Raw genomic sequence first — 26619 nt, 5'->3', positions numbered from 1 at the left:
TGTTAACTACCTTTTCCCACCTGTCACTTATTCAAAACTGGCTTCCAAAGCGATAAGGCAAAAATCCAATTTGAGTCGCCATTTCCTTGATGATCTTGAACTGCTTCATACACTTTTCCCTCATGTACTACTCTATCGCCTTTAGTATATGCTTTTCTTGCATCCCATTTTTCATATGTGGAATCCTCTGACTTTGTTGTTACAGTCAAAACATCACTTCTACTAGATTCATTTCCAGCTAAATCAACCGCCGTCACTACATATTTATACGATGTATTAGCCTTCAAATCTTTATCCATAAAGGATGTATTAGCCGCTGTCCCAATTTTATTCATAACCCCAGCGCTTTCTCTATATACAATATAATGGTCAACACCTACATTATCTTCAGACGGACTCCACATCAAATCAACAGTTGTCGCTGTTGTACCCATACTATGTAATCCTTTTGGTTGAGTTGGAGCCTCTATATCTGGGATTGCATGTGTTGTCTTAACCTTTAGTTTTTCACTTTCTTTTGATATGTTTCCAGCAGAGTCTAATGCCTTTATTGTATAGGTATATTCCGTATTTGCTTTTAGTTTTTTATCAATAAAAGTTGTACCTGGTACCGTATCAATTACTTCGCCATTACGTAACACTTGATATTCTTTTACACCTATATTATCAGTAGAGGCCTTCCATGTTATTTCAACACTATTGGCAGAAACTTTAGAGGCATTTAATTCAGTTGGTTGACTTGGAGCTACTGTATCGGGAGTTTCATTATTTACTAGATTTACATCAATTACATTATAAAACGCATTTGACGTATCTGCTACATCCCATACAGCTAAAATAACATGATAACCATTGCGATCAGTTGGTACATTAATTGTATGTGTTAAATTATTTGATGCGGCAGAACCATCATGTTTCACAGTTCCAATTGGTTCTAATTCAGCACGTGTTAATGGTTTATTAGGATCCCATCCCTTTTTTGTAATGTAATAATGCCATTTACTTGTAGGATGTGCAGCTGTATATTTCCATGTAAAGGTATTTGCTCCACCCTTAATCGTGTTTTTGAACCAGCGATTTGATGTTTGTTGGTCAAGAATTCCTCCAAACAGTCCTCCTGCCGAAGCGATTTTTCCATCAATCGGTCCCCCATCTGGGAATCCTTTAGGTGCTTCTAGGCTTTGAGGTTCGTACATTATATTTCCACAATTTAAATTCAATGCTCCATAATTCTGACTACATAAAGCAGCACGGCTACTTGGCTTTTCAACAAATCCATGTGCATAAGCACTTTGAGGAATCATAGTAATAGCCGTTACCCCTGCAGCTAAAACACAAGCACCAATTCCTTTTTTACTTTTTCTTAATCTTTCCAATTTAGATGTAAATTTCAAATTCATTCTTGTCCCCCCAATATATTATTGTTATCGCTAATATAATAGCAATATAGAGATAAACGAACAAATTACTAATAAATATACTAATACCTCTCATACATTGGTACGTTTATTATTATTTTTAATCTCATATAAAAATAAAATAAATACAATAAGTCTATTTTGTAACATTATGTTTTAAAAAAAGAATAAAAACTTCGTTTGATTTCACAAAAAATCCAAATATTAAAACAGATAATTAAATCATGTAGGAAAAATAATTTTTTTATATTACAAAAAAGCAAAAAAAGTCTGGAAGAAACCGATTATATCCGTTACTTCCAGACTTTCACTTCTTTTATAACACTCACAAATCCCTTAACCTTAAACATATACACTTGAGGTTAAAACCCACATAATCAATATAACCTATATGTTGACTAGCTTCTAAATGTTAAAATTCATAAATTAATAGTAACAGAACAATTAAAACAAGCCATTTAGCAAACACATATAATATTCTTACTAATTCAATCTAACGCTTAATTACTTATAAAATGACTTAAGGTATCTAGCTTAACTGCATTTTCTTACTTTAAGCAGATTATCAAGAGATTGTTAATATTTAAGGAGAAAAGATTTGAAAACCCATTTTTCATTATCATATTCTAAAAATTTATTATATTATTTTTATCTAATAAGGCACAGAAACAACGGGTAAACTTCAGTGTGCTTGAGAAACGTTCTTAGGGTGAAACGTTTAAAGGGTACTTTAGTACTGAGTTTTTATTAAATGTTCCTGTACCTAATATTTAAATTAACGTATGTCAAAATATTTTACAATACGAGTGTTAAACGTTACATATTTCTATATAAAATGATACATTTCATCAGCACGCCTCCCTAATATTTATGCTAAATATAGAAAATTCAGCTCGTTAGGATTTAATTTTAAAATTCTCATAAAAGCATATGATAGATTAGGCACGTAATTGTCACAAATTAATAGTCTATCTACTTTTTAATTACCTATGAAAACTCTATTACCGCTTTATTATTTACTCCTAAACCAAAGCACATCTATACCTACAATTTCTTAAAACTCTTTTAGATAATATTTCAAAAGAGTCGATAGTTTTATTTTTTTTATTTTTTTATTGTACATTTGTGCATTTGATGTTAGGATTATGCCTATTAAAATTGAATCCTAACGATTCTTCTTTATAATTTCCATATTTTAATTGTTAAATAAAAATATAGATTCTGGTATATATTCAAAATCAGACCGAAAATATCTTTATTTTACAATGATGTCGTAGCATACCTTTAGAATGGAAAGATATATGCAACAACTTGTTAAGGGGTTACAGGAGGAACAAAAATGAGAGACTTTTTTGATGATAAGTACAAAAATATTGAATTAAAAAGGAGGTTAATCAATTTAATAAGTGAAATTAGCGAATTCAAAGGAAAATTAGCTGCTTATCAGGAACAAAACCCTGACATATTTAATAGTTTAGAAAAAACTATACCACTACATTACATAAAAAATTTCACAACTATTTATGAGGATATAAAAGTTCCTAATAAAAGATTAAAAGAACTTATTTTAGATGATATAGTACCTCAAAATATTTCTGAAGATGCTATTTTTTGTTATTATCAAACACTTTCTTTTGTACATAAAAACTCCTGTACTTTATCAATTAATCCAGCAACTATACAGGAATTACATTTTCAACTAATACATTACCTTACCTCTGACAGTGCCAAATGGCGTGAAAAACCTTTTATTATTCCAGGTATTCCTGAGCATGGAATGCACTTGAATAGTTACCGCATTCTTCCGCATGAACTCATTCCACAGTTTATGGAGCAATTATGTGATCAATACAACTCATTAAATACTAGTAAGGGGCTACATTCACTTTTATTAATAGCTCGTTTTATATTAAATTTTTATTGCATAGTCCCTTTCAATCAAGGTAATAACAGGCTGGCATTTATGTTAATGCAATTGCTGTTAATTAAGAGTGGACATACATTTGTAAAATATGTATGTTTGGATAAATATATTAAGAAAAACGAATCTGATTATTACAATTCGATTTATAAATCTTCGGTCAATTGGTACTGCGAGGAACATAATAATAGCTTTTGGTTAAAAACGTTTTTAACAATTATATTAGAGGCTTACAAAGATCTTCATAACACAGTTCTAGATTCTATATGTAAACATACTAAAGTTGAGAGAATTCAAGATTTTATACTTAAACAAAAACAACCTTTTACTAAGGAGAGTATTCGTAACACTTATCCAGACATTGCAGAAAGTACAATCAGTAAGGCTTTAAATTCCTTGCAAGTGTTTGGCCATATTAAGCTAGTTACAAAGGGAAGAAACGCAAAGTGGATTAAAATTTGACCATACTTTCAATACACCTGAGGTTTAAAAATTCAATTATAATCTTATCATTGAATTTCATTTTAATTTTAAGCTAATATTACTTTTTTAGTTATTTCTAATTCCAACAAAACATTTTATAGGAAAAGGTCCGCTTTCCCCGCCTTTTCCTATAATAAAATGAAATATAAACATAAAATAATTGTCGAAAAAAGTCTTATTTTAATGTTTTTTCTTTATTTTCTGGTTGTAAACGCTTCTATTTCGTGTTACCATCTTAATCAAACAATAGATGGTCATAAAAATGAAAGTATTTCTTTCCCTTAGAAACATATAAGCGTACGGTAATATCATGAAAATAAGGCCAAAGGAATATTTGATACCTACCAAAATAATTAATAAGAATTTTGCCGCGTTATTTTTCTGATTATTAAGAAAATACATTTTGTCCCTAAACAAAATTTGTTAGTGCGCAAGATTCAAATACACTAGAACACCCAAATAAATGAAATATCCTTTTTCATTGAGCATTAAGGTATGGAAAAAGAATTCTTCCTACAAAATTCAGATGATTAACTTAAAGGCATCTAAATTACTACCTTAATCGCCATCTATTGTTGATAACATATTTACCAACTATGAAAAAGAGCCTATCAATGGTTCTTTTTTGTTATAATCATTGAAATTTTAATTCTATCTTGAAACTTAGATTTTCACACAAATTACCTCTACTTTTTTCCTCTCAATTATTGAATTAATAATATAGCACATCAAATTTATCAATTCTTACATCCAATTCGATTAAAATAATGAATAAAATTCAATTATATAAAAATAATAACTACAACTAATCGGTATATATTAAAGAGGTGTCAATTTTGTCCTTAAATGAAGAGACCTTAGAAACTAAGACATATAAAACCATTGAAAAGATCGAAACAAATAACCTAAAACAACTTAAAAATACACTAGATAATATCTTTGATATTAGTGCAGATTTGATTGAACATCCTTTGCAATTAAAAACAAACACGAATATTTTACTTTATTATTTTGAAGGCCTTACAGATGGTGTTGCATTAAAAGCCAATGTTGTTACACCATTATTACAAGAAGTAAATGAAGACAGTCAAATTTTTAATTCTAATATTATTGCTACTCATACAAAAATCGTATATACATGGAATGAAATTAAAGAAGGATTACTTGAGGGTCAATGTGTACTGTTTATGGAAGGAGAAAATCGGTCACTTCTAATAAATACAAAAGGCTGGGCAGAGAGAGCCATTCAAGAACCAATTTCAGAAGTTACTATTAAAGGCTCACATGATGGTTTTATTGAGAATGTCACAAAAAATATAGGCCTAATTCGTCGATATATTCCTTCTACAGAGTTAAAAATCAAAAAGCTGACGATTGGAGAACGAGCCACTTCTTTAGTCTATTTAATTTACTTAGGTGATGTAGCAAACGCAGATGTAGTCCAAGAAATAGAAACTAGAATCTGCAAAATCAAAACAGATGCGGTATTAAGTATTGGAGAGCTATCTAATTATACAAAAGATCAAAATTGGACTCCTTTTCCACAGGCTTATTTAAGCGAACGTCCAGACGCCATTTCAAACCATATACTTGATGGGAAAGTAGCAGTGTTAATGGATAGATCCCCTGGTGCTATGGTTGTTCCTATGAATTTGATTGGATTTTTTCAAACCCCAGATGACTATAATATTCATTGGCTCATTGCATCTTTTTTTCGCTTATTACGATTTGCAGGATTTATTATAGCTATTTTTTTACCCGCATTTTATATTGCTATAGTATCCTTTCACTTTGAGATCATTCCTATAGATTTATACACTTCTATTGCAACGTCAAGAGTTAAGGTCCCCTTCTCTCCCTTATTGGAAGCTTTTATAATGGAAATTACACTGGAAATGCTACGTGAAGCTGGTATTCGCTTACCACAACCTATTGGACAAACTATTGGTATTGTTGGAGGGATTGTAATTGGACAGGCGGCTGTTCAAGCTGGACTTGTGAGTAACGTTATGGTTATTATCGTATCTATTACAGCCATTGCATCATTTATTGTTTCTAATTATGATTTATCAAGTTCTATACGCCTTATTCGTTTTCCAATGATGTTATTGGCATACTTTTATGGGGTTGTAGGTATTGTTAGTGGATTAATGCTCTTATTTGCTCATTTTGTTTCACTGACTTCCTATGGTTCACCATACGGATTGCCAATCGCGCCATTTCGGCTTCAAGAGTTAAAAGATTCTTTTGTAAGGTTTCCTATTTCGATGATTACCACCCGCTCGAGTACTGGACAGCCGAAACAAGAAAAGAAAAAAGAAGGTGGTCCGCATGGGGAATCTTAAATTCAAAAATATAACTTTATTCGAATTTATTATTTTCATCCATTCGCTGCAACTTGCATCTGGTATGTTAATTATGCCAAGCCCACTTGCTACTACTGCTGGTACAGATGGCTGGATTTCAATCATTCTTGGATGGATGGTTACTTCTATAATCGGTGTATTTATTATATTAATGTTACAAAAAAATCCCAACAAAAATTTCTCGCAAATCTTAAAAACATACTTTGGTAAATGGCTAGGGACGATTCTTTTTCTTTTATATGCCTGTTATCTATTTTTTGCTGGCTTTAATACTTTACTAAAGGCAACTGATATTGTAAAAGTTTGGATATTCCCTTCCACTCCTGCTTATCAAATCACCATATTATTACTATTACCTTTTATTATTTTAGCTCTGAGTGGGTTAAGGGCTCTTACTAGTTATTCTATGCTTGTTTTCTTCTTCACTACTTGGATGCCACTATTTCTTCTTTTTTCACTAAAGACTAACTACAACCCTTTACACCTACTACCTATTTTTAAAGATGGATTATACCCTATTATAAAGGCAACAAAAGAAACCATTACACCTTATGCTGGCTTAGAAATTGCATATTATATATACCCGTTCTTACAAAAAAAACAAAAAGCCATAAAAGGGCTACTAATAGCGAATACTGGAACTATGCTTTTCTATCTATATGTGACTATTCTTTCTTATATATACTTTAGTCCAGAGGGGATAAAAGACGTAATCTGGCCAGTATTTCATCTGTTAAAAGGGGTTCGTTTTTCTTTCATGGAAAGATTAGAAATTATATATATCGCTTACTACTTGATTGTATTTTCCACTACAATATATCCGTATTTATTTTTCAGTTTTGAATCTGTGACCATTTCACTTCAAAAAAACGTCCGTAATTGGGCGCTACTTGCTTTTATGTTATTTATAGTTGGTCTATTTATTTTCCTAAATCCCGATGTGGATCAATATTTGTTTATATATTCTCTTATGGATATCTTAAATGTCATTTTCTTTATTCTATTACCAATTATTTTTTTCGTTTACAGTATTCTTTTTACTTGGGTTACTAGGAGGAAACAACTTTGATTCGAAAATGGATATGGGTTTTAATTTGTTGTGTATATATAATTGGTTGTAGTCAAAGAATTCCTCTTGAGAAGGTTTCATTAATCCTGTTAATTGGCTTGGATAGAACCGCTAATGGAGACATAAAAGTTGGAACAAGTATACCACTCTTTCATCATAAGCAGCAACAAAGTACTATAGAACATTGGACAAAAGCATCAACTGTATATACTGGATTCAGTAAGATAGATACGAAGTTAACGGGCTTTATGACAGCTTCCAAAGCTGAAATCATTTTAATTGGGAAAAAATTAGCGCAAGAAGCAAATTGGTTACAGGAGCTTGATTCTTCTTACCGTGATCCTTACGCTACCATTAATGCTAAAGTAGTACTTGTAGATGGGCCTGCAGAAGAAATTTTTAAAATTTATAAGCCTAGTAAACCATCACTATCATCTTATATAAATGGTGTAATCGAATCCTCAATTCAAAATAACCAATCCGTCTCTTCTACAATTCAGCAATTAATGAGAGAACAAAATGAAGATGGAATGACGCAAACTGTTCCAATTATCAAAAAAACAAAGAATGAAATCGACACAGTAGGAATTGCATTTTTAAATCGAAAAGGGAAATATTTAACTTATATCCCTAAAAAAGATGTTAAATTTTTCAATCTTTTAAATAAGTCAAAAAGTAACGGGCGAATGATACTACACCTTGCACTGCCTCCTAAAAATTCCAACAAAAAAACAAATACTTCTATCTTCGTACAGAACGCGACAAGGAAAGTAGATGTTACTTTTCAAAACGGAAAGTTTGTATTTAATCTCGATATATATGCTAATGTAGCTTTAATAGAAAAAACCAATCCGAATTTAATTAAGGGGTACTATGATAATAAAAAAAATATATATCATTTAAAAAGTGCTATTCAAAAAGAAATTAATAATAATTTACAAAATATATTAAATGAAATACAGCAGAATAAAATTGATCCAATCGGATTATCCCTATATGCTAGAGCTTTTCAATATAAAGAATGGAAAAAAGTAAAAGGAGATTGGTTGCAAGCGTTAGCAGAGGCTAAAATAAATGTAAAGACGCACGTCAAAATAAAAGATACTGGGACCATTAGAAATTAAAATAGACTAGTCTATTTTTCTGCTCAAAAGTCTTTCTAAGTGGGTTTTTTCCTCTTCAATATTTATCATGTAAAAGGTGCTAACTCGAAAAAACTCTTTCCGTTCTTTTAAAAGGCAATAATTTAACTACGCAAATCAAGTACCAGTTTCTAATTTAAAGAGCTGAAGAAATTATAACTCTGGTGCAGTAGATATGCCAGATGCCATTCCAATTGCAATTCCATGATATAACGTCAAAGCCAAAATTCCTAAGTTAAGGAATTTTGGCTTTTTGAGTTCACAAGAATATCTTATTTTTAGCTCTATGTACCTAGCTACAATAAATACATATCAACATTGGAAAAATAAAAAGCAAAGCCTTTTGGCTCCACCAAACCAAAATTCATCTCTCACCTATCGTCGTGCTATGTTCTTCACACGCTTGAGGAAGGAGAATTCTTTCGGGAAATACGTTAAATTATAAGTACATTCGACAACAATCAATTATTTTCTAAAAAACAATTCCACATCTTTATCAACTCATTTTAGAATATTTAAACAATAATTATATATACATTCCCTGCATAAATTATTCATTTTCTTTTATATAACACCTATTTTTTTACTTCTGATAAATTATTAAACATTGGATTATTATACACAACCCCTAAAACATGGGGTATTTTGTAGAATTTTGTCTATCAATATGTATGTACACCCTTTTGTAGTGGATATAGACTGTGAGGTGTAAGGAGATATCTTACAAAATAATAAAAAGGAGATTATAGAATGAGTAGATTAACAAAATTCTCAAAGTTAGCATTTGCAACTTTAATCGCGGGAAGTAGTTTAAGTACCTTTGTTTCGTCGCACAGTGTACAAGCTGACACCTTAGATCCTAATTACCAAGACAATGTAAAATTCATACCACCTTCTAGTGCTAGGCCAGCATTGGAACAAAAAAACACTATTGTTCCCGAATCAAAAGTTATTAAAAATCATTATGTAAAGTACTCTAAAGCACATTTCCAAACTAAAGAAAGTATACCAAAAGAGATTTATTATTCTTCAGAAGGCTTTAAGGGCTATATACAGGCAAGTACCGTTTGGGATATGGGAGATCATTTCGCAACACTATATTCCGGAACTGTTATTCGATGTTAGACTTTTAATCCCTTCTCTCTTAATGCTTATAATGATCAATAGCTCACTGCCAATACTGTAATGTCTATTGTTCATAAAATAAACCACAAAATCTTTCGATTTCATGGTTTATCAAATATAAAGATAATGCTAAACGAATACTCTAACATTACCTTCCCCAAAGTTAATTATAGAGTATTTTCAAAAAAAAGACACTCTTGTAGTGTCTTTTTTATAGTATTTTTAAAGAATCACGCCTACTAACACCTTATTGTTGAGGCTATTCATTTATTTCAATATGATACTTTTCCATCTCGTATATGCAATAGACAATGATAGCTAAACTCCAACTGACACCATAATAATCATGTGTGTAGAAGTCATATCCCGCCTTAATACCTTTCTCTATTACAACAAATGTAAATCCTAAAGCCACCCATTTGTTAATTTTCATCTTAATAAACGTTAAAGAGATAATTATTAAAAATAAAATATTTGTAAGATGATTTATCATTAGCTCATATTTTTGAATGTATACTGCCATCATACAAGCAACGATATTAGTCGCAATGCCAAAGGCAATCATCGCTCCCCAAACCCTGTCCGAAAGTCCCACTCCTGAGTCAGTCCCTTCCTAAACAAAATTCCTTTTCCTTAATTAGTTCCTACACCCTATTCAAGATATGCTAAATTATCCTTGTCTGATGAATATCTATTTATCTTTTCATATAGAGCAAACAAAATCTCGACTTATAATTTTTTCTTTATTAGGCAAACTATGTCTAAGCCGTTTGAACTAGCGGCTTCACTCTTCTGGTAATGGGATAGCACAATTTATTGAATTGACTAACTCATTCAACCCACTAGCACCGGCAGGCAACAAAATAGTTGTCTGCCATTTTTATCATTTTAGCCAAGAAGACTCCTTCCTCAAGGAGCGTGTAGGGGCACAGCCCAGTGAGTAAGGTGGGAGATGAATTGGCTTCAAACAAGGGGTGGCAGGAAGCCATCTTAATTGTTCGACATACAGAAAGTGTTACTCCACTACCTATCGAATGTACGTTTGGTGTATAATAGTCATATACCGAAATGGAGGTGAATCAAATAATGATGAATAAAGCCTATAAGTTTCGTATCTATCCAAATCAGGCACAAGCAATTCTAATCAACAAAACGATTGGGTGTTCTCGCTTTGTATTCAATCATTTCCTATCCTTATGGGATCAAGCATACAAAGAGACAGGAAAAGGCTTGACCTATGGTACATGCTCTGCCAAACTACCTGCCATGAAGAAAGAGCTTGTTTGGCTAAAAGAAGTGGATAGTATTGCGATGCAGTCGTCTGTTCGCAACCTTGCGGATGCGTATACACGCTTTTTCAAAAAACAAAACAGCGCACCGCGCTTTAAATCTAAGAAGAACAACGTACAATCTTATACCACAAAACAAACAAATGAAAACATCACCGTTGTAGGGAACAAAATAAAGTTGCCAAAACTAGGCCTTGTTCGATTTGCCAAAAGTCGCGAAGTAGAGGGGCGTATTGTAAATGCTACAGTTAGACGGAACACTTCTGGTAGATATTTTGTGTCACTATTAGTTGAAACAGAAGTACAACAACTTCCGAAAACACATTCTTACATTGGAATAGATGTAGGACTAAAAGATTTCGCTATTTTGTCAGATGGAACACACTATGAAAATCCGAAGTTTTTCCGATCATTAGAAGATAAGTTGGCGAAAGCACAGCGTGTTCTTTCTAGAAGAATGAAAGGATCTTCTCGCTGGAATAAACAACGAGTAAAGGTAGCTAGAATTCATGAATACATATCAAATACTAGAAAAGATTACTTGGACAAAATTTCAACTGAAATCATCAAAAACCACGATGTTATCGGTATAGAGGATTTGCAAATATCCAATATGTTAAAGAATCATAAGTTAGCAAAAGCAATTAGTGAGGTATCTTGGTCGCAATTTCGATCCATGTTAGAATACAAAGCAAAATGGTATGGCAAACAAGTCATTGTCGTATCGAAAACATTTGCTTCCAGCCAATTATGTTCTTGTTGTGGATATCAAAATAAAGACGTTAAAAATCTAAACCTACGTGAATGGGACTGTCCTTCTTGTCGTACACACCATGATAGGGATATTTACGCAAGTATCAATCTAAAGAATGAAGCGATAAGGCTTCTAACCGCAAGGACTGCGGGGTTAGCCTAATCAATTAGAGTTCGATAGAACTCTTTACTTAGGAATCCCTCACTTCTAAACGAAGTGAAAGTGGGGGTAGTTCAAGTATACTTTTTCTAAATTCATTACGAACCAAGTGTGTGCTGTACTGATTTCAAAAAGGACGGAATTTCATTTTTGAAAATGTAAAAAAGATAAGATCCTGTCTACTGTTGGTATAGGACTTTTTCTTTTCACATATACTATTTTTGGACCTGTTTACCAATACGTGTCCTAATGGTGTCTTGAATTCCTCCTAATAAGGGCTGCAGATACGACTGCATGCCCTTTTTATTTACGTTGCTGCTCTATATTTCATAAAATAATTAAAAACTAAAAATGGATTATTACATATTTTTTTCTGTTCAGATTATGTTAAAATTTACTTCATAGTCGAATTTTGGTTTCATATCTAATTCAGCAATATGTGAACTGTTTGCCTAAAGAAAAGACACCCAAAAGGTGTCTTTTCTTCTTTTCATCTAAAAAACATTTTTCCTTTTCAGTAAGATCCAATTAGCCCTCTAATCTAAACCTCATCTTTAAAGGCAATTTAATCACGTTACTCAAGCTTTTTCACCTATTTCGATATGCCTATAGTTTAATGTGAAATAATATATTTATTACCTTTTTTAACAAATGAAATCTACTATTAGATTTCTAAATGTATACTGTACTAAGCGCCATTTAACATCATATAAATAGTGTTAACTATATTAATTGAATATTAGTAATAGTAAGTATAAATATTATCAATTTACTATATATTACATATATGTAAAAATGGATGTATGTTAAGCTTTTTCAAAATCTTTCCCCTAATAAAGATTTGAAGTAGCATTTCATGATTCTCCTTACTGTTAATATGCCTTGAAAAAGAACCCTATAGGGTTCTTTTTCTTCTCATTATAACCTCAGTAAGTCCATACAAAAAGGACTGCTAATTACCTGCAGCCCTTTACACATTAATATACACTTGTATTAAATACTTAACACTTTATTGTATTAGGCATTCATACATACTAAACATGCCATTATCATTTAGACATATAACACTTTAAAGTTTAGAAGTATACAATAACAAATCGTTCCCAGCTTCCAGCTACATAACTAGTAGCTGTTAATTCTCTACCACCATTTGCTGATATATACCTGCCATTACTGAGTGCTTGTAATACATATATCCTATTGTCTCCACCATTATATAAGATAAACTTTTCCCATGCCCCAATTGATGTACGATCTGCTACTACTCTACCATTTGGCTCAAACGAAACATATTTCCCATTACTTTTGGCTTTTAAAGCGTACGTATATAATTCTCCAGTCGGAATTAATTCGAATTTCTCCCATTCATTAACTGCATTACGATTTGCTGTTACATTTCCCAAAGGCTCAGCAGAAACATATTGTAAATTTGCTGCCTGTATAGCAACTGTCCAACTTCCATTAAATAAATTCACGCCTTTTAATGTAGCTGCTTTTGATAGGTTGGCTGCAGATACATCATTGGATGGTGTAATCATAAATATCATTAAAACCATCGACAACACCATTAAAACTAAATTTTTTGAGACTGTATTACCTCTTGCACGTGTTATAAACCTTTTCATTCCCATTCCTCCCTTAATATACATAGAACTCATTTACATCATATCAAATATGTAAAACATTGTAATATTTGAGAGGATTTATCAACAAATACCCTACTATTCTGTTTCTTTTTTCTCAAATCTATTGCACTTAAACATTTATTAATTCAAAAACATATTTATAAAAAAATGTAGCATTTGATGGCAACGAGAGTATATAAAAAAGAGAGCGTATTGTTAAATAAAAGCCAAATAGCCGTTCATAATGAACGACTATTTGCATCTAACTAATAATTAGAATGTTCTTCATATTAATCTATTTTGTTTAATCCCGTTGAAGTAACTTGATAGATTCTTTTTTTGCCTATATATTCTTGTTTATTATTCTCAAAGTTAATAAGTGTAGCGCGTGTCTTTTCCTTTACTGCTTCCCCTTCTATATGGGTCAACTCAATGTAATCTCCCACTTTTACCGGCACGGTTTGACTTTCAGCAGTTTGTTGACTATTTCCCACTATATCCTTATTGTATACAACACTACCGGTTGAATTCTTTACTGTAATACTTGCATACGTATTATTAAAGTAAGAATGTGGTACGCCTGCTTCTAAATTCACCTGCATTTTCTCTGTTGTCCTATTATAATCTACTTTTGCGATTTCTCTATCACTATATCCTTTTAAAGACCAACCAAAATGATTTCCATCTAAAACTGTTGTTTCTGGCATTTTTTCAACTTTCTTCAGACCTTCCTTTGTAACTTGGTATATTACTTTTTTTCCAAAGCTTTCTTGTTTACTGTTGCCTACATTTGTTAAAGTAGCTCTATGCACACCTTCTAAATGTGTCAGCTCAATATAATCTCCTACTTTGACTGGAACCTTTTGTGATTCAGCATTTTGTTGTTTGTTCCCATAAATGTCTTTATTGTATACTACTTTACCTGATGCATTTTGCACTTTAATACTCGCATATGTTTCATTAAAATAATGATGTGGTACGCCTGCCTTTAAATCAATTTGCATTTCTTCTGTCGTTTTATTGAAATTGATTTTTGCAAACTCGAAATCACTAATTCCTTTTAGTGACCATGCAAATTGATTTCCATCTAAAATTGTTGCTTCTGGCATTTTTTCAACTTTCTTCAGACCTTCCTTTGTAACTTGGTATATTACTTTTTTTCCAAAGCTTTCTTGTTTACTGTTGCCTACATTTGTTAAAGTAGCTCTATGCACACCTTCTAAATGTGTCAGCTCAATATAATCTCCTACTTTGACTGGAACCTTTTGTGATTCAGCATTTTGTTGTTTGTTCCCATAAATGTCTTTATTGTACATTACTTTACCTGATGCATTTTGTACTTTAATACTCGCATATGTTTCATTAAAATAATGATGTGGTACGCCTGCTTTTAAATCAATTTGCATTTCTTCTGTTGATTTATTGAAATTGATTTTTGCAAACTCGAAATCACTAATTCCTTTTAGTGACCATGCAAACTGGTTTCCTTCTAAAATATTATTTACATTAGGCATATCTGGTTTAATTGGATTAGAATCCGTACCCTTCCAAATCTCTGCTGTTAAAATCGGATATCCTAATGCAGCTACTTTTTGAATTGTATCGTTATTTGGACGTAATCCCCACTTCTCAAAGAAAGGAATTAAATTTTGTTTGGCTACTTTTGATGCTGAAATCATAAATAGTTGTTTTTTATTTTCATCAGTTTGTGGAAGTTCACTTGAAGGCATGTCTCTATACAATTGATGTAATTTAGGATAGAAATCCTCTCCATACGCTAACTGTAGTTGCCAAAGCATAACAAGCTTTACAAAAACATCGCTAATTTCATCATAATTTTTATTCACTTGCTCTAGATATTGAAATGCTTTTGGATAAATTCCACTTTTCTCTAAGTTGGATGGTTGATTAAATGCTTTTTCTACAGAAAGGCTGTATATATTATTTTGTACTTCTGTCATATTATAAAACTTCCAGGGCGATTGTTGTCTCAAATGTCCTGCCTCATGCCAAGGGCCCCAGCCATCTGTTATAAATTTATTAATATCTAACACGTATTGGATTGCATCTCCTACATATGCGGTTCGATAAGAAGTTGCATACATATAATAATCAGGAGAATGATTTTCTTCTACGTAATGAACATAATGTTTATCTACTTGTTCTTCGGATAATCCAGCTACTTTGTCTTGAATTCGAGTAGCTTCATCCATCTTTTTTAAGAGTTGTACAGGATCTGTATTAGAACCCAACAAATATTTCTTAACACGTGCAGGACTAGCCGTAATTAATACACGTTCTCCTTTTAACTCTACTGCATGTGCATTAGGATACTGGTCCAGCATGTTTATTAAATCTTGTTTCGTATGCTTTCCTAGTTCAAAGAAAGGCGTAGTCGTTCCACCTGTTGTAATTGTTGTTCGAATGCTACCACCTTGCTGTTTATTATAAAAATAAATCAGCCCCCCATTTGGAGATTGGATTGTGTTTACACCAGGTTTTAATGTAAATGATTTTATCTTAGAATCTTCTCTCCAAGAAGCATCATACGAATACGTTCCAATATATACCTGAATATCTTGATTACCTTCTACATTAATCGTTATTTGTTCATTTGGCTTTGCATATAAACCAGTTGGTTCATATGGACTAAATGCCATACTTTTTCTTTCCTGTTGTTTCAGTACCTCAACATCCCCTTTTCCTGGGACTGTAAATATTCTATTTTCTGATTTAACCGATTTTTCACTTTGCAGTGATGTCGATAAATTTTTTTGCTGCTCCTTTTGCTCCGCAAAGACATCTGATGAAGAAATCATTCCAGTGGCAAGCATAGTTACTGTAGCAGTAGCTGCAAGTATTTTTCTAGTTTTATGTTTTGAATTATTCCCCATATTTTCTCCCTCATTATTCCTTAGTACTCTTAAGGATTTTTTTCTTCTTCATGTTTTTACAATCTAAACTATTCATACTATTTAAGTTGTGTCTATTACTCTATATTTTTTCATAAGTATCTCCTCTTTTTTATTTATTATTGTATATAAATGTTATTTGATGACACATTAAATAACAACTTTACGACAAACTCACCGATAACAGCCTATTATGTTTTAATTCTGTATTCTAAACTTACATCCAATTAGAGAAATATATCCAATTGCAGAAATAAGTAAATAAATTACACCATTCAAGGATTGGAATCTCACAAAAAATTCATAAAACTTTTTTCTCTTTAAAGGTTTAGACAATTACGACCACATTTGTTTGAACCTCCACAATTTTTTTCTAAGCTATTCTCTAAAAAGCTTATTTTTCGTTGTAAATAAACCTGATTGGTACTCTTTATGCAAAAGAAAAGATGGAATCTTTAATTCAACTCCACCTTTTTTCGAAATAAAAAGCATCTAATTCTATTTGAATTAGATGCTTACATTTAGTCCTTAAGCCTAATATTCTAAACTATTTACGCGTTTGTAAATCTTTTTTTATTACATCCCAGAGTGAATTATCTTGACGCATCGGTTTACCCTCTTCATCCCATTTTATTTTTCCTGTTCCCAATTCATAATTCATCCCTGTCCATGTGTCTTCACGGAATGCATAGAATGATTTATGCCATCCTTTTTGGTTAAAGATAGAAATAAGATCTTGCATGTATTGGGTAGCACCTGGAACAGTACGGTTAATTCCAAACTCCTCTGCAATAATTCTTTTAGGTGGTACATGATTTTTCTTAGACCATTGTTGGATTGGCTTCAAAAACTTCTCTAATCCCTGCTTATTCCACATTACAGGTTTCTCTAAGTCTCCTACTTTTACTAATCCTGGATATTGATATTCTTTATTTTTCTTTTCACCTTGACTCGTTAATTCATATGGTTCATACATATGAAATGCGTAAAGCGTTTTTTTATCCTTTACTGGCTTTAAGTATTTAAAGGCCCATGGAGTAGCATATAAACCTGAATCTAAAATAACTGGTGTTTCTTGGTCTACTTCACGAATGGAATTGATCACCTTTTGATAAAATCTGTTTAAATCCGCTGTCGTTCCCTCCACTTTTGCATACCATTTCTCGTAATCTTCCGTCCAAAAATCATTATATCTATTATTTTTAGCTGTTTCTGGATGTGGTTCATTTATAATATTATAACCAACCACCGCGGGGTGATCTTTTAGTTCCAGAGCGAGGTCCTTCCAAAATTGACTTGCTTGATCTTGATACTTCTCTTCTTCCCATATTCTGTCGTCATTCTTATTATTATTAAATTGGCGCCATCGATCACCAGGTAAGGATAACATTGTAACAACGACTTTCATTCCTTGTGATTGTGCGGAATCTAAATCCGCCTTTAATTTTTCTAGATCTTCCTTTACTAATCCCTGATAATTATCTGAATTACCTATCAGAAAATCCTTTCCAGAAGTATCTGGTTTATCTTCAAATATAAAATCTTTATCTTTCGCCCATTTATCAGGTGCTAAACGAACATATTCAATATTAGCTTCTTTTGCACTTTTATAGTTTTCAGGTAATGACGTACTATTCATGAAATTAGTACCCTTTCTTTTCGAATCCCAAAAACTAATTTTTGAATCGCTCTTATGATAAGTATCAGCTCTTACATTCATTTCCTGTACTCCAAAACTCATCATGCCTAATAACGCAACAATTGGCAAAATTTTTTTCACAACTTTTCCTTCTTTCTCTTTATATTTTACAAACATAACTTACCTTTGTTTTGTTACAGGAATATGGCAATTTTTCAAAAATACATTTTAAGTTTATAAAAAGAAAGAGTTAATTAGAAAGTTGCTTTATTTGCTGAAAAACAAAAAAGGAATCCTTTTCGGATTCCTTTTTGCCTTGCACTCTTTTTCAAATAGTGCATTTTTGCACCTACTTTTAGTATACATTACAATTCATACAAAGCAAATGAGAATGAACAGAATTCACATCTTTATTTTCATAAAAAGATGTGAGTTTAGAAATTAATTATACTAGACTCACTTTGGAAAGATTTGTGTTCTTCCACCAATAATCATAAGCTTTTGGCTATACCAAACTGAAATGCACCTACCGCTTTATTATCGCTCTTCACACGGTTAAGGAAGGCGAATTCTTTCGGTAAATTCGTTAAAATGAGCAACTGTTTAAATTATTTATTTACTTCATTCCATAATGACAAAGCAAAAATCCAGTTTGGATCTCCATTCCCTTGATAACTTTGAACTGCCTCGTAAACCTTACCCTCATGAACTACTTTATCCCCTTTTTTATACGCTTTATACGCACCCCATTGTTCATAAGTGTTTTCTTGTCCTTTTGTAGCAATTGTTAAGGCATCACTTTTCATTGATTCATTGCCAGCTGTATCAACAGCAGAAACTACATACTTATATATTGTATTCGCTTGCAAATCTTTGTCCATAAATGAAGTTGTATTAGCAGTGCCTATTTCTTTCATAACACCCCCAACTTCTCTGTAGACAATATAATGATTCATATCTATGTTATCTTCAGACGGACTCCACATTAAGTCGATACTATTCGTAGTGGTTCCCATGCTGTGTAATCCTTTAGGCTGAGTTGGTGCTTCTGTATCTGGTTTTTCCACTGTTGTTTTAACAACTAATGCTTCACTTTCCCTTGATATATTCCCTGCAGCGTCTACTGCTTTTACTGTATACGTATACTCAGTGTTCGGGCTTAATTTTTTATCAACTACACTTGTACCCAATACAGTATTAATTAATTGACCATTACGTAATACTTGATATTCTTTGACCCCTACATTATCGATTGCAGGCTTCCAACTAAGTTCTAAACTATTTGAAGTAGCTTTTACGACTTGTACTCCAGATGGCTGAGTTGGCGCTTCTGTATCTATTTTTTCATTATTTATTAGATTCACATCGATCACATTATAGAAAGCATTTACAGTATCAGCTACATCCCAAACTGCTAATATGACATGATATCCACTGCGATCAGTTGGTACATTGATTTTATGTGATAGATTATTAGATGCTGCAGAACCATCGTGTTTTACAGTTCCTATTGGTTCAAAATCCATTCTTGTTAAAGGTTTATTTGGATTCCATCCTTTTTTTGTAATGTAATAGTGCCACTGACTTGTTGAATGAGGAGCAGTATATTTCCAAGTGAATGTATTCTCCCCGCCCTTAATAGTATTCTTAAACCATCGATCAGCTGTTTGTTGATCAAGAATTCCACCAAATAGACCTCCCGCTGAAGCAATTTTCCCATCAGCTGGCCCGCCTTGCGGAAATCCTTTAGGTGCTTCTAAGCTTTGCGGTTCATACATTATATTTCCACAATTTGAATTCAACGCCCCATAATTTTGACTGCATAAAGCAGCACGGCTACCTGGCTTTTCAACGAACCCATGTGCATAGGCATTTTGAGGAATTAAAGTTGTACCCATAATTCCTACTGCTACTGCAGCGGCACTTAATCCTTTTTTATTTGTAGCCATTTTTTTTAACTGCTTAAAGAATTTTTTGTTCATTTTAATAGTCCCCCTTACTAATTTCTTCACTTTATTAAGAGCATGAATGTAAATGAAAGCTAAATATACATAACTTCATACTCAACTATTCATTTATCTTTATAACATTCGAATAACTTTATAATTAAATTATCACATAATAATTTATTAAGCTTACAAAGAAATTGTGACAGTTATTGGACTTTCTTCAACTACCATCCTTTCTTACTTAAAAATTATACGTTCCATAGCTTGAATTAAAAACTTACACTTCAATATAATATTCTGAAATTCACCCTTTCCAAATTTCATTCTTCAAATGATTATACTTTGATCAACATAGAAAAAAGTTTCCCCTATAATAGGAAACTTTTACTTATAATTTACCTATAGCCCTAAAATTTCTACAATCTGACGAGCTTTAGTATTATCAATATAATAATGCATCTCTAGTCCTTTTCTTTCTGCACGGAGTACAATTCCTCTTAACTTTGCTAAGTGTTGTGAAACAGTGGATTGTGGAAGTTTTAATATTTCTGTTAACTGTATAACATTGCACATTTTATGATGTATTAATTCACTTATGATTTTTAATCGAACCGGATGCGCCATTACCTTCAATACATCTACATCTTCTTCACGGATTTTAGCTAGATCATTATTAGATATTACTGTTAACATTTCGCATTCTCCTTTATTATTAATTTCTACTTTCCTATTATCCTTATAAGTAATACTTATAGATAATTACAATTTTTCCTGTTGAGAAAATACATTCTACTCAATACAAAAAGACACCTATTCCGAAAACAGTTTTTTACCGTTCCAATGAATTGGTGTCTTATAATTTTTTAACTAGACTCTTTTTATTCATATTATAATTTCTACATAACTTTGAATAATGCTTTCTAAGCAAAAACAATACTTCCACTCCTCGTTTCAAGAAAAATTTAATTGAAATATTTACTTTCTCATATTGCTAAACCTATAAGAACCCTCTACTCATCTCACCTTTTACATCATATATTATTTATTTCTCAACACAAAAACATGGAATAAAAATTCCAATAATGGTAATATAATGGTACCTTCAGTTGTTAACTGTCATCCCTTTTTTTAATCCCTGTCTTTAAAGACAGGGATTTTAAATTTCCTTAACTAAAACTGTCTATTAATTATAAACCTAAAACTTCAATAAGCTGCCACTATAGTAGAGATAGGCTTTCATATTTATTCATTCCCCTTTCATGCAAACATGATATTTTCCGACTCACTTCAATCACATCACGTTTGCGTGAATTGTTAATGAGAAAACCATGAATAAAATATAATTGGGTCATCACAATTAATTTATTTTTCTGAATTTTATTGAAAAATAAATATAATACAATTAAACGAACTGGATACTTTGCTATAATGGTAATATATAACATTAGTAGACTTTTATAGGATGGGGGAATATATAATGATGGTTTCAGCTAAGGGGAATAATGAAATTACAAAGCTATTAAGCGATTGGTATGTTGAAATCCGCTCAAGGCGTATAGGTAATGCACATCAATTAAAAGAAATAATTGATTCTAAGATGCATAATATTGAAGAGGATCAAGATTTATTACTCTACTACTCACTACTAGATTTTAGATACCAATTTGTAATTGATAATTTAAGCGTTTCAAAAAGCAGTTTTGACAAAGTTGAGGCTTTTGATATGCCTACAGATAATTTCTTAGCTTATTATTATCACTTTTTCAAAGGGATTCATGCCTCTACTATTGGCGAATATCAAATCGCAAAGGAGAGTTATGAAAAAGCAGAAAAACTTTTAGACTGCATTCCTGATGAATTGGAAAAAGCGGAATTTTATTATAAAGTTGGAGCTTTCCATTATGACATATATCAAGGGCTATTATCTTATAAAAAAGTATCAGAGGCAAGAGAAATCTTTGCTCAACATGCTGGGTATGAGATCAATGTAGCATTCTGTGATAATCTTATAGGCTTAGTTTGTACTCATTTGAGAGAATGGGAGCTCGCTGAAGAATATTTCACGAAAGCAATGGATATGTTCCAAAAAATAGACGAAGAACAATTTATTTTAATGGTGCGTCAAAATTTAGGGTTAATGTATGCTACTCAAAATCTTTCGCCATTAGCCATTAGATATCTTTCAGAAGTAAATCAAAAAATGCCTAACAATTATAAGGCTCTTTTTATTGAGGCAAGGGAACACATGAAGGAAGGAAATCACTCCGTTGCCAAAGATCTCATAGCAAAGGGATATTCCGTTTGTCAAGAGATTGAAAATATAGAGTATCTACACCATTTTAAAATATTAGATGCAATGAATGGAGGTTTTCCTGCCGAAGCACTTGAAATGACAGTGTTAAAAGGCGTATCATATTTTAAAGAGCAAGAACTTTTCGAATTCATTGAGGAATACGAAGAATATCTTGCTACTGCATTTTATAAAGAGAATAACCATATTAAAGCAAGTCATTATTTCTATTCATGTTCTCAAGCAGGAAAAAAAGTTATTGAGAAGGAGGCATTAAAATGAAAAAGACAATTCTCGGTTTAGTTGGTGTAATTACTATTTTTACTTTAATGTTTGGTGCCCAATCCCCTACAGAAACACATAAAGCTATTGATGTTATTCAATATGCTCATGGAAATCATGGTGGTTAAGATCTTAATTTAGCGAGGATAAAATCATACAATATGCTCGCGGCCATACTAGCCTAAATAAACAAAGGTCTTCACTTCATTGTGAGGGCTTTTATTTTTATTAATAATAAAAAAAGAATCCTTAGTAAAAGGATTCACTCCAGGAAAATATATATAATGAGATACATCAATAAAAAGAATTGACTATATTATAATATGAAAATAAACGAAATATATTGAGAAACATAAAATAAGATTGAATATTCTTTCTTTTTAACATAAAATCAATATGAGTCAAGTGACAACATCTCTCTAACTCTTCTAAAAGAATCCTTTATGACATGGGGATTCTTTTGCTTTAGACAAATTATTCTTATTTTAACATTTGTAAAAAAACTTTTCTTACCCAACTACTCAACAAATATAAGTAAGGATTTAATTTTATGAATATTTTTATGATCTAAGTAACAGGTAATAGCCTTCAATATTTGTTGGATGTTATTATCAGAAAATAAATATTCTAAAAAATAAAAAGATGCTCTATCAATACTGTAAGAAGATTTGCTGCTAAACATGCATTTTTTCATTGTACCCTTTATAACCTGATCTTTTTAACACTAAAGAATCAAGTATAGATTTATAGCCATGAATTCTTCTATTTGTACATATAATATTCTTTGTATCTTTCAAAATTCGTTTTTTTTGTTTGTGCTGATGTTGTGGGTGATTTTAATGATTTAGATACTGATACCTGCTTTGGTATTTGTAATGTACCTCGTTTCTTAAGTTCTCTATACAAACTACTCACATTGCACCTCAGTTTTTTTGCAATAGTTGGATATTCCTCTCCTTGATTAAATAATTGTACTGCTTTTTTACATTTTGTGTCCCACTTTTCTTCTGTCGTTTGAAATTTTTGAGTTCTTTTTTTAACTCTATGTTTTTCTAATTTAATACTCTCTCTTTCTATTTTACATCGCTTGGCAGAATACTGTTCTGCGTCTGCCTTACGCCTGGAATGCTCCTCCTGTAAACGTATCATTTGTACTTTTTTCGCAATTTCTCTCAAGTTAAAGTCACCTCATTTCGTTCGGTAAATTCTACCAGTACTTGATCACCCTATTATCTGTATCCCCAATCATCGTTTATAAACAAGCTATAAATACTCAAATTCCCCTTATAATAGTTTTTAATCTAATATTTACGGAAAATTATAATCAATTCTATCTTTACACAATTGGAAACTATAGTAAATTGATAATGTTGAAACAGAATATTCTAAACTTTAATTCAAACTATACAAATCAGTAAACTAAACATTTTCTTTGCTTAAAAAGTCAAAAATATCGTTTTCGCTTAGCAAAACACAGCATCCCCTATTCAGAGTCATACACAACAAAATACTTTATCTATTGTAGCTAGGGCACAATAAAAAAGAGTGCAGAAATGTGCATTCTTTTTTATTAACTCTTGTATCAATTTTTCACCACAGTCAGCTCCCCATTATTAGAAGGACTACACTCTAAGCTTATGAATTTATCATTCTGCAGTACATCAGCTTTTGCAGCTATATTTAACAACACTCTTTCTATCACCCTATTTCGAGTTAGAATTATAGACCTAATACTCCGACAATCTGACATGCCTTGAAATTCACAATATGATAATACATCTCTAATCCCCTTCTTTCTGAGCGAAGAATTTTCCCGCGCATTTTAGATAAATGCTGAGATACGGTAGATTGAGGCACATCTAGTAGCTCTGTTAACTGTGTTACATTACAAATTTTGTGGCGTTCTAGCTCCTTCACAATTTGTAATCTAACTGGATGGGCCATAATTTTTAATAGTTCTATATCCGCCTCTGGAATTTTGTACATTTCATTACTTACTTGCATTGTTGTCATTTTTTATTTCTCCTTTTTTAATTTCTTTATATTTTTTATCTATTTATAGGTATTTTTTGTTTATTCGAGCATATTGTTCATAATCGCTGTATTGTTTATTCTTTTGTCTCTCTCAGATTTAATATATAGAAGTATTATGATAGCTAAAAATCCAACAAAAGATAGCATAGGTATCGAGATGAAACCGAATAAATTTAAGTAATCTTTTGTGCAAGAAACTCCTACTGAACAAATCTGCATCTCACTATTAGGAAACGCTTGAATTGTAATTTGATATACAGATAACATTAAACCGATACACGCAAATGGAAATGTATACGTGCTTACGTGCGAATCTTTTCTATATATCCCTACCCCCAATATTAATACTAATGGATACATGGCCATTCTTTGGTACCAGCACAAATCACATGGCGGCAGCTTCATCCATTCACTAAAAAACAAACTAATTAACATTGCACTAGTAGCTATCGTCCAAGCAATTACAATGTGATACTTTTGAATGATCAACATCTTATTTTCGCCTCACCTATTTTTTAAAATACAAAACATTTGCTAGTATATGACTAGTTTATTTCCGTGTTTCGAGTACCCTGTTTCAATAGAAAGTATCCAATCATTGATATCTTCTCAGTCGTATCCCCTCTCTTTTAATTCTAGAGGGAAAAGATTTTCAAAATCACCACGCATTTCGTACATGGTTTCTAATGCTTTTTCTAGCGAACCAAATCTATATACCATGTGTGTATGTACTTTTTTGTTTTTCTTTTCTCCTACAACTAAATATACATACCGTCTTTCTTTCGCTAAAACAAACTTTAAAAATCCAGGTACTTGACTCACCTTTCACACTCCTTTTCGGCTTTCCTTACCAAACTTAAAAGGATATGAGTAAGGAAAACTATTTAGCTTTAATTACCAATTTAATAAATGTCCCGTTTTTTTGCTTTGAAAATACAAGAAAACGCTCATCATCACAATATTTATTACACCTGCTGCAGCACCAATTTTGGAGATAACATACACATATTCATTATTACTAAATGGCAATAGACTCGCGAAAATAAATAAAATTGAAATGATAAAGGATAAGAGCATATTTCTTTTGTTTTCATTCATTCAAAAAACCTCCATTTTGCACAAATATTTGTATTGCAATGGGTTAGGGTGTTAAGCTGCATCTTTACGGTTATAATGCTGGTTCTTTTCATCTACAAAGCCTTTAATGCTCCATACGCCAACCTTTGATTCTTTTGCTTCATTTTCTGCTTCTTTCATTTCAGATAGAATTGTAGTATTAGGTCTAGAAATATAGGCTATAATCCCATAACCCGACTTGACCATTAATTCGTTGATGTGTATTCCATCGCAAAATACATAAGCCAATTTTCTACCGTATTTGTCTTCTTTTGGTCCCCGATCATAAACAAATGTTACACTTTTCCCTTCTAGCTGTTTCTTTAAAAAGGAAGATGGTTCTTTTCCCATCTTTTGTGGTGGAATTTTTTGAGATACAGACTCAGGGGTATCTAATAACAGTAACCTTACCATCTGTTTCTGCCCCTTTACGTTTACGTCTATTGTATCTCCGTCTTTTATATGTAATACCTTCCCTTTAACGGTCTCTAAGTCTTTTAATTCCCCCTTATAATCCCCTGGAATATCAACAATACCTTTCCCTTCTACGTGCTGTTGTATTCCGTTTTGTACTGCTTGGGCAGGTCTCGAATCATTTTTTGTTTGCGTCGAATTGCTACATGCTGTCATTTGAAATACAAATGATGTTATACAAATAGCCTTAATTCATATTTTCATATCGGAAATTCTTCCTCCTAATCAAAATACGTAAATAGCTACATCTAATAAACAAACGGACTCTCTATTGTATTTACTTCTCGATAATTACAACATAGGCAATACTGTATCCATTTTGGATAATCATTATAAAGTGCTCTAAATGAGCGTTTCTTGCAATTCGGGCATATTGACACTATGTTTTTTTCATTCTCTTCCTGACTTTTCAATTTTTCAAAAGAAACATTAGTAGATGCTATATTACTGGTACACAATATACATCCCCCTCGTATATTAATATTTAAGCCCTATCTCAGGCTTAGTTTTACTCTCTAATAAGAGTCCAGTAATAAAGAAAATACTTGGACGTCTCAAGATATTTCTAGATA

21 protein-coding genes and 1 pseudogene are annotated in these 26619 nt (G+C 31.9%); 8 read left to right on the top strand and 14 right to left on the bottom strand.

Annotated elements, in window-relative coordinates; translation table 11 throughout:
* Window positions 1-23: 23 nt before the first annotated feature.
* A complete protein-coding gene (locus tag MR168_RS14295; RefSeq protein WP_086412572.1) occupies window positions 24-1400 on the bottom strand; it encodes a lytic polysaccharide monooxygenase in 1377 nt (458 codons plus the stop codon).
* Between the two features lie 1357 nt (window positions 1401-2757).
* Here MR168_RS14295 and MR168_RS14290 point away from each other — a divergent pair.
* From MR168_RS14290 to MR168_RS14270, 5 genes are all read left to right on the top strand, one after another.
* The gene (locus tag MR168_RS14290) at window positions 2758-3801 is read left to right on the top strand and encodes a Fic family protein (protein WP_001204220.1); all 1044 of its coding nucleotides are present in this window, start codon (window positions 2758-2760) and stop codon (window positions 3799-3801) included.
* An 857-nt stretch (window positions 3802-4658) separates the two neighbouring features.
* On the top strand, window positions 4659-6167 hold the full coding sequence (locus MR168_RS14285; protein ID WP_047387432.1) for a spore germination protein: 1509 nt from the start codon (window positions 4659-4661) through the stop codon (window positions 6165-6167).
* Entirely contained in the window at window positions 6154-7257 is a 1104-nt protein-coding gene (locus MR168_RS14280) for a GerAB/ArcD/ProY family transporter (RefSeq protein WP_087948276.1), read from the top strand. The genes MR168_RS14285 and MR168_RS14280 overlap by 14 nt, the downstream gene beginning before the upstream one ends.
* Window positions 7254-8381, top strand: a complete 1128-nt coding sequence (locus MR168_RS14275; protein WP_086412575.1) for a Ger(x)C family spore germination protein — start codon at window positions 7254-7256, stop codon at window positions 8379-8381. Before MR168_RS14280 ends, MR168_RS14275 begins: the two co-directional genes overlap by 4 nt.
* A 768-nt stretch (window positions 8382-9149) precedes the next feature.
* Complete coding sequence (locus MR168_RS14270) at window positions 9150-9524, top strand: hypothetical protein (RefSeq protein WP_000088950.1); 375 nt, start codon at window positions 9150-9152, stop codon at window positions 9522-9524.
* A 259-nt stretch (window positions 9525-9783) separates the two neighbouring features.
* Here the strand turns inward: MR168_RS14270 and MR168_RS14265 are convergent, their stop codons facing one another.
* Window positions 9784-10119 carry a hypothetical protein gene (locus MR168_RS14265; protein ID WP_000524427.1) on the bottom strand — a complete coding sequence of 112 codons (336 nt, stop codon included), beginning with the start codon at window positions 10117-10119 and terminating at the stop codon, window positions 9784-9786.
* A 491-nt stretch (window positions 10120-10610) separates the two neighbouring features.
* Between MR168_RS14265 and tnpB the strand changes: the two genes are divergently transcribed.
* A complete protein-coding gene (gene tnpB, locus MR168_RS14260) occupies window positions 10611-11729 on the top strand; it encodes an IS200/IS605 family element RNA-guided endonuclease TnpB (protein ID WP_242291400.1) in 1119 nt (372 codons plus the stop codon).
* A gap of 1073 nt (window positions 11730-12802) precedes the next feature.
* On the opposite strand, the gene MR168_RS14255 is transcribed toward tnpB, so the two are convergent.
* From MR168_RS14255 to MR168_RS14235, 5 genes are all read right to left on the bottom strand, one after another.
* Entirely contained in the window at window positions 12803-13351 is a 549-nt protein-coding gene (locus MR168_RS14255) for a fascin domain-containing protein (RefSeq protein ID WP_000819427.1), read from the bottom strand.
* Window positions 13352-13641: 290 nt separating this feature from the next.
* Window positions 13642-16245, bottom strand: coding sequence for a putative mucin/carbohydrate-binding domain-containing protein (locus MR168_RS14250; RefSeq protein WP_086412711.1), 2604 nt, complete (start codon window positions 16243-16245; stop codon window positions 13642-13644).
* A gap of 565 nt (window positions 16246-16810) precedes the next feature.
* Window positions 16811-18079, bottom strand: a complete 1269-nt coding sequence (locus tag MR168_RS14245; RefSeq protein ID WP_086412712.1) for a glycoside hydrolase family 5 protein — start codon at window positions 18077-18079, stop codon at window positions 16811-16813.
* 431 nt (window positions 18080-18510) lie between these two features.
* Window positions 18511-19884 (bottom strand): lytic polysaccharide monooxygenase, encoded by a 1374-nt coding sequence (locus MR168_RS14240; RefSeq protein ID WP_086412713.1) that lies wholly within the window; start codon window positions 19882-19884, stop codon window positions 18511-18513.
* A gap of 366 nt (window positions 19885-20250) precedes the next feature.
* On the bottom strand, window positions 20251-20544 hold the full coding sequence (locus MR168_RS14235) for an ArsR/SmtB family transcription factor (RefSeq protein ID WP_242291399.1): 294 nt from the start codon (window positions 20542-20544) through the stop codon (window positions 20251-20253).
* A gap of 784 nt (window positions 20545-21328) precedes the next feature.
* On the opposite strand from MR168_RS14235, the gene MR168_RS14230 reads away from it, so the two are divergent.
* On the top strand, window positions 21329-22423 hold the full coding sequence (locus MR168_RS14230; protein ID WP_174402582.1) for a response regulator aspartate phosphatase: 1095 nt from the start codon (window positions 21329-21331) through the stop codon (window positions 22421-22423).
* Window positions 22420-22551: a hypothetical protein gene (locus MR168_RS14225; RefSeq protein ID WP_000751016.1), complete on the top strand. Its 132-nt coding sequence runs from the start codon at window positions 22420-22422 to the stop codon at window positions 22549-22551. The genes MR168_RS14230 and MR168_RS14225 overlap by 4 nt, the downstream gene beginning before the upstream one ends.
* Before the next feature lie 634 nt (window positions 22552-23185).
* On the opposite strand, the gene MR168_RS14220 is transcribed toward MR168_RS14225, so the two are convergent.
* The 7 genes and pseudogenes from MR168_RS14220 to MR168_RS33660 all read right to left on the bottom strand — a co-directional run bounded on the left by MR168_RS14220 (window position 23186) and on the right by MR168_RS33660 (window position 26505).
* Entirely contained in the window at window positions 23186-23599 is a 414-nt protein-coding gene (locus MR168_RS14220; protein ID WP_086412014.1) for a hypothetical protein, read from the bottom strand.
* Window positions 23600-24142: 543 nt separating this feature from the next.
* Complete coding sequence (locus MR168_RS14215; protein ID WP_000210392.1) at window positions 24143-24436, bottom strand: ArsR/SmtB family transcription factor; 294 nt, start codon at window positions 24434-24436, stop codon at window positions 24143-24145.
* Between the two features lie 60 nt (window positions 24437-24496).
* Complete coding sequence (locus MR168_RS14210) at window positions 24497-24949, bottom strand: disulfide oxidoreductase (RefSeq protein ID WP_242291398.1); 453 nt, start codon at window positions 24947-24949, stop codon at window positions 24497-24499.
* A 42-nt stretch (window positions 24950-24991) separates the two neighbouring features.
* A pseudogene (locus MR168_RS14205) lies at window positions 24992-25279 on the bottom strand (hypothetical protein).
* A gap of 72 nt (window positions 25280-25351) precedes the next feature.
* Entirely contained in the window at window positions 25352-25555 is a 204-nt protein-coding gene (locus MR168_RS14200; protein WP_001004894.1) for a hypothetical protein, read from the bottom strand.
* A 51-nt stretch (window positions 25556-25606) separates the two neighbouring features.
* Window positions 25607-26203: a thermonuclease family protein gene (locus MR168_RS14195; RefSeq protein WP_086412015.1), complete on the bottom strand. Its 597-nt coding sequence runs from the start codon at window positions 26201-26203 to the stop codon at window positions 25607-25609.
* A gap of 92 nt (window positions 26204-26295) precedes the next feature.
* Complete coding sequence (locus tag MR168_RS33660; RefSeq protein WP_000337626.1) at window positions 26296-26505, bottom strand: hypothetical protein; 210 nt, start codon at window positions 26503-26505, stop codon at window positions 26296-26298.
* Between the last annotated feature and the right edge of the window lie 114 nt (window positions 26506-26619).

The sequence above is a fragment of the Bacillus cereus group sp. BfR-BA-01356 genome (genome assembly GCF_022663635.1).
Classification (GTDB): Bacteria; Bacillota; Bacilli; order Bacillales; family Bacillaceae_G; genus Bacillus_A; species Bacillus_A cereus.
Note: the sequence above shows the minus strand (reverse complement) of the source record. Positions and strands in the feature narration are given on the sequence as shown.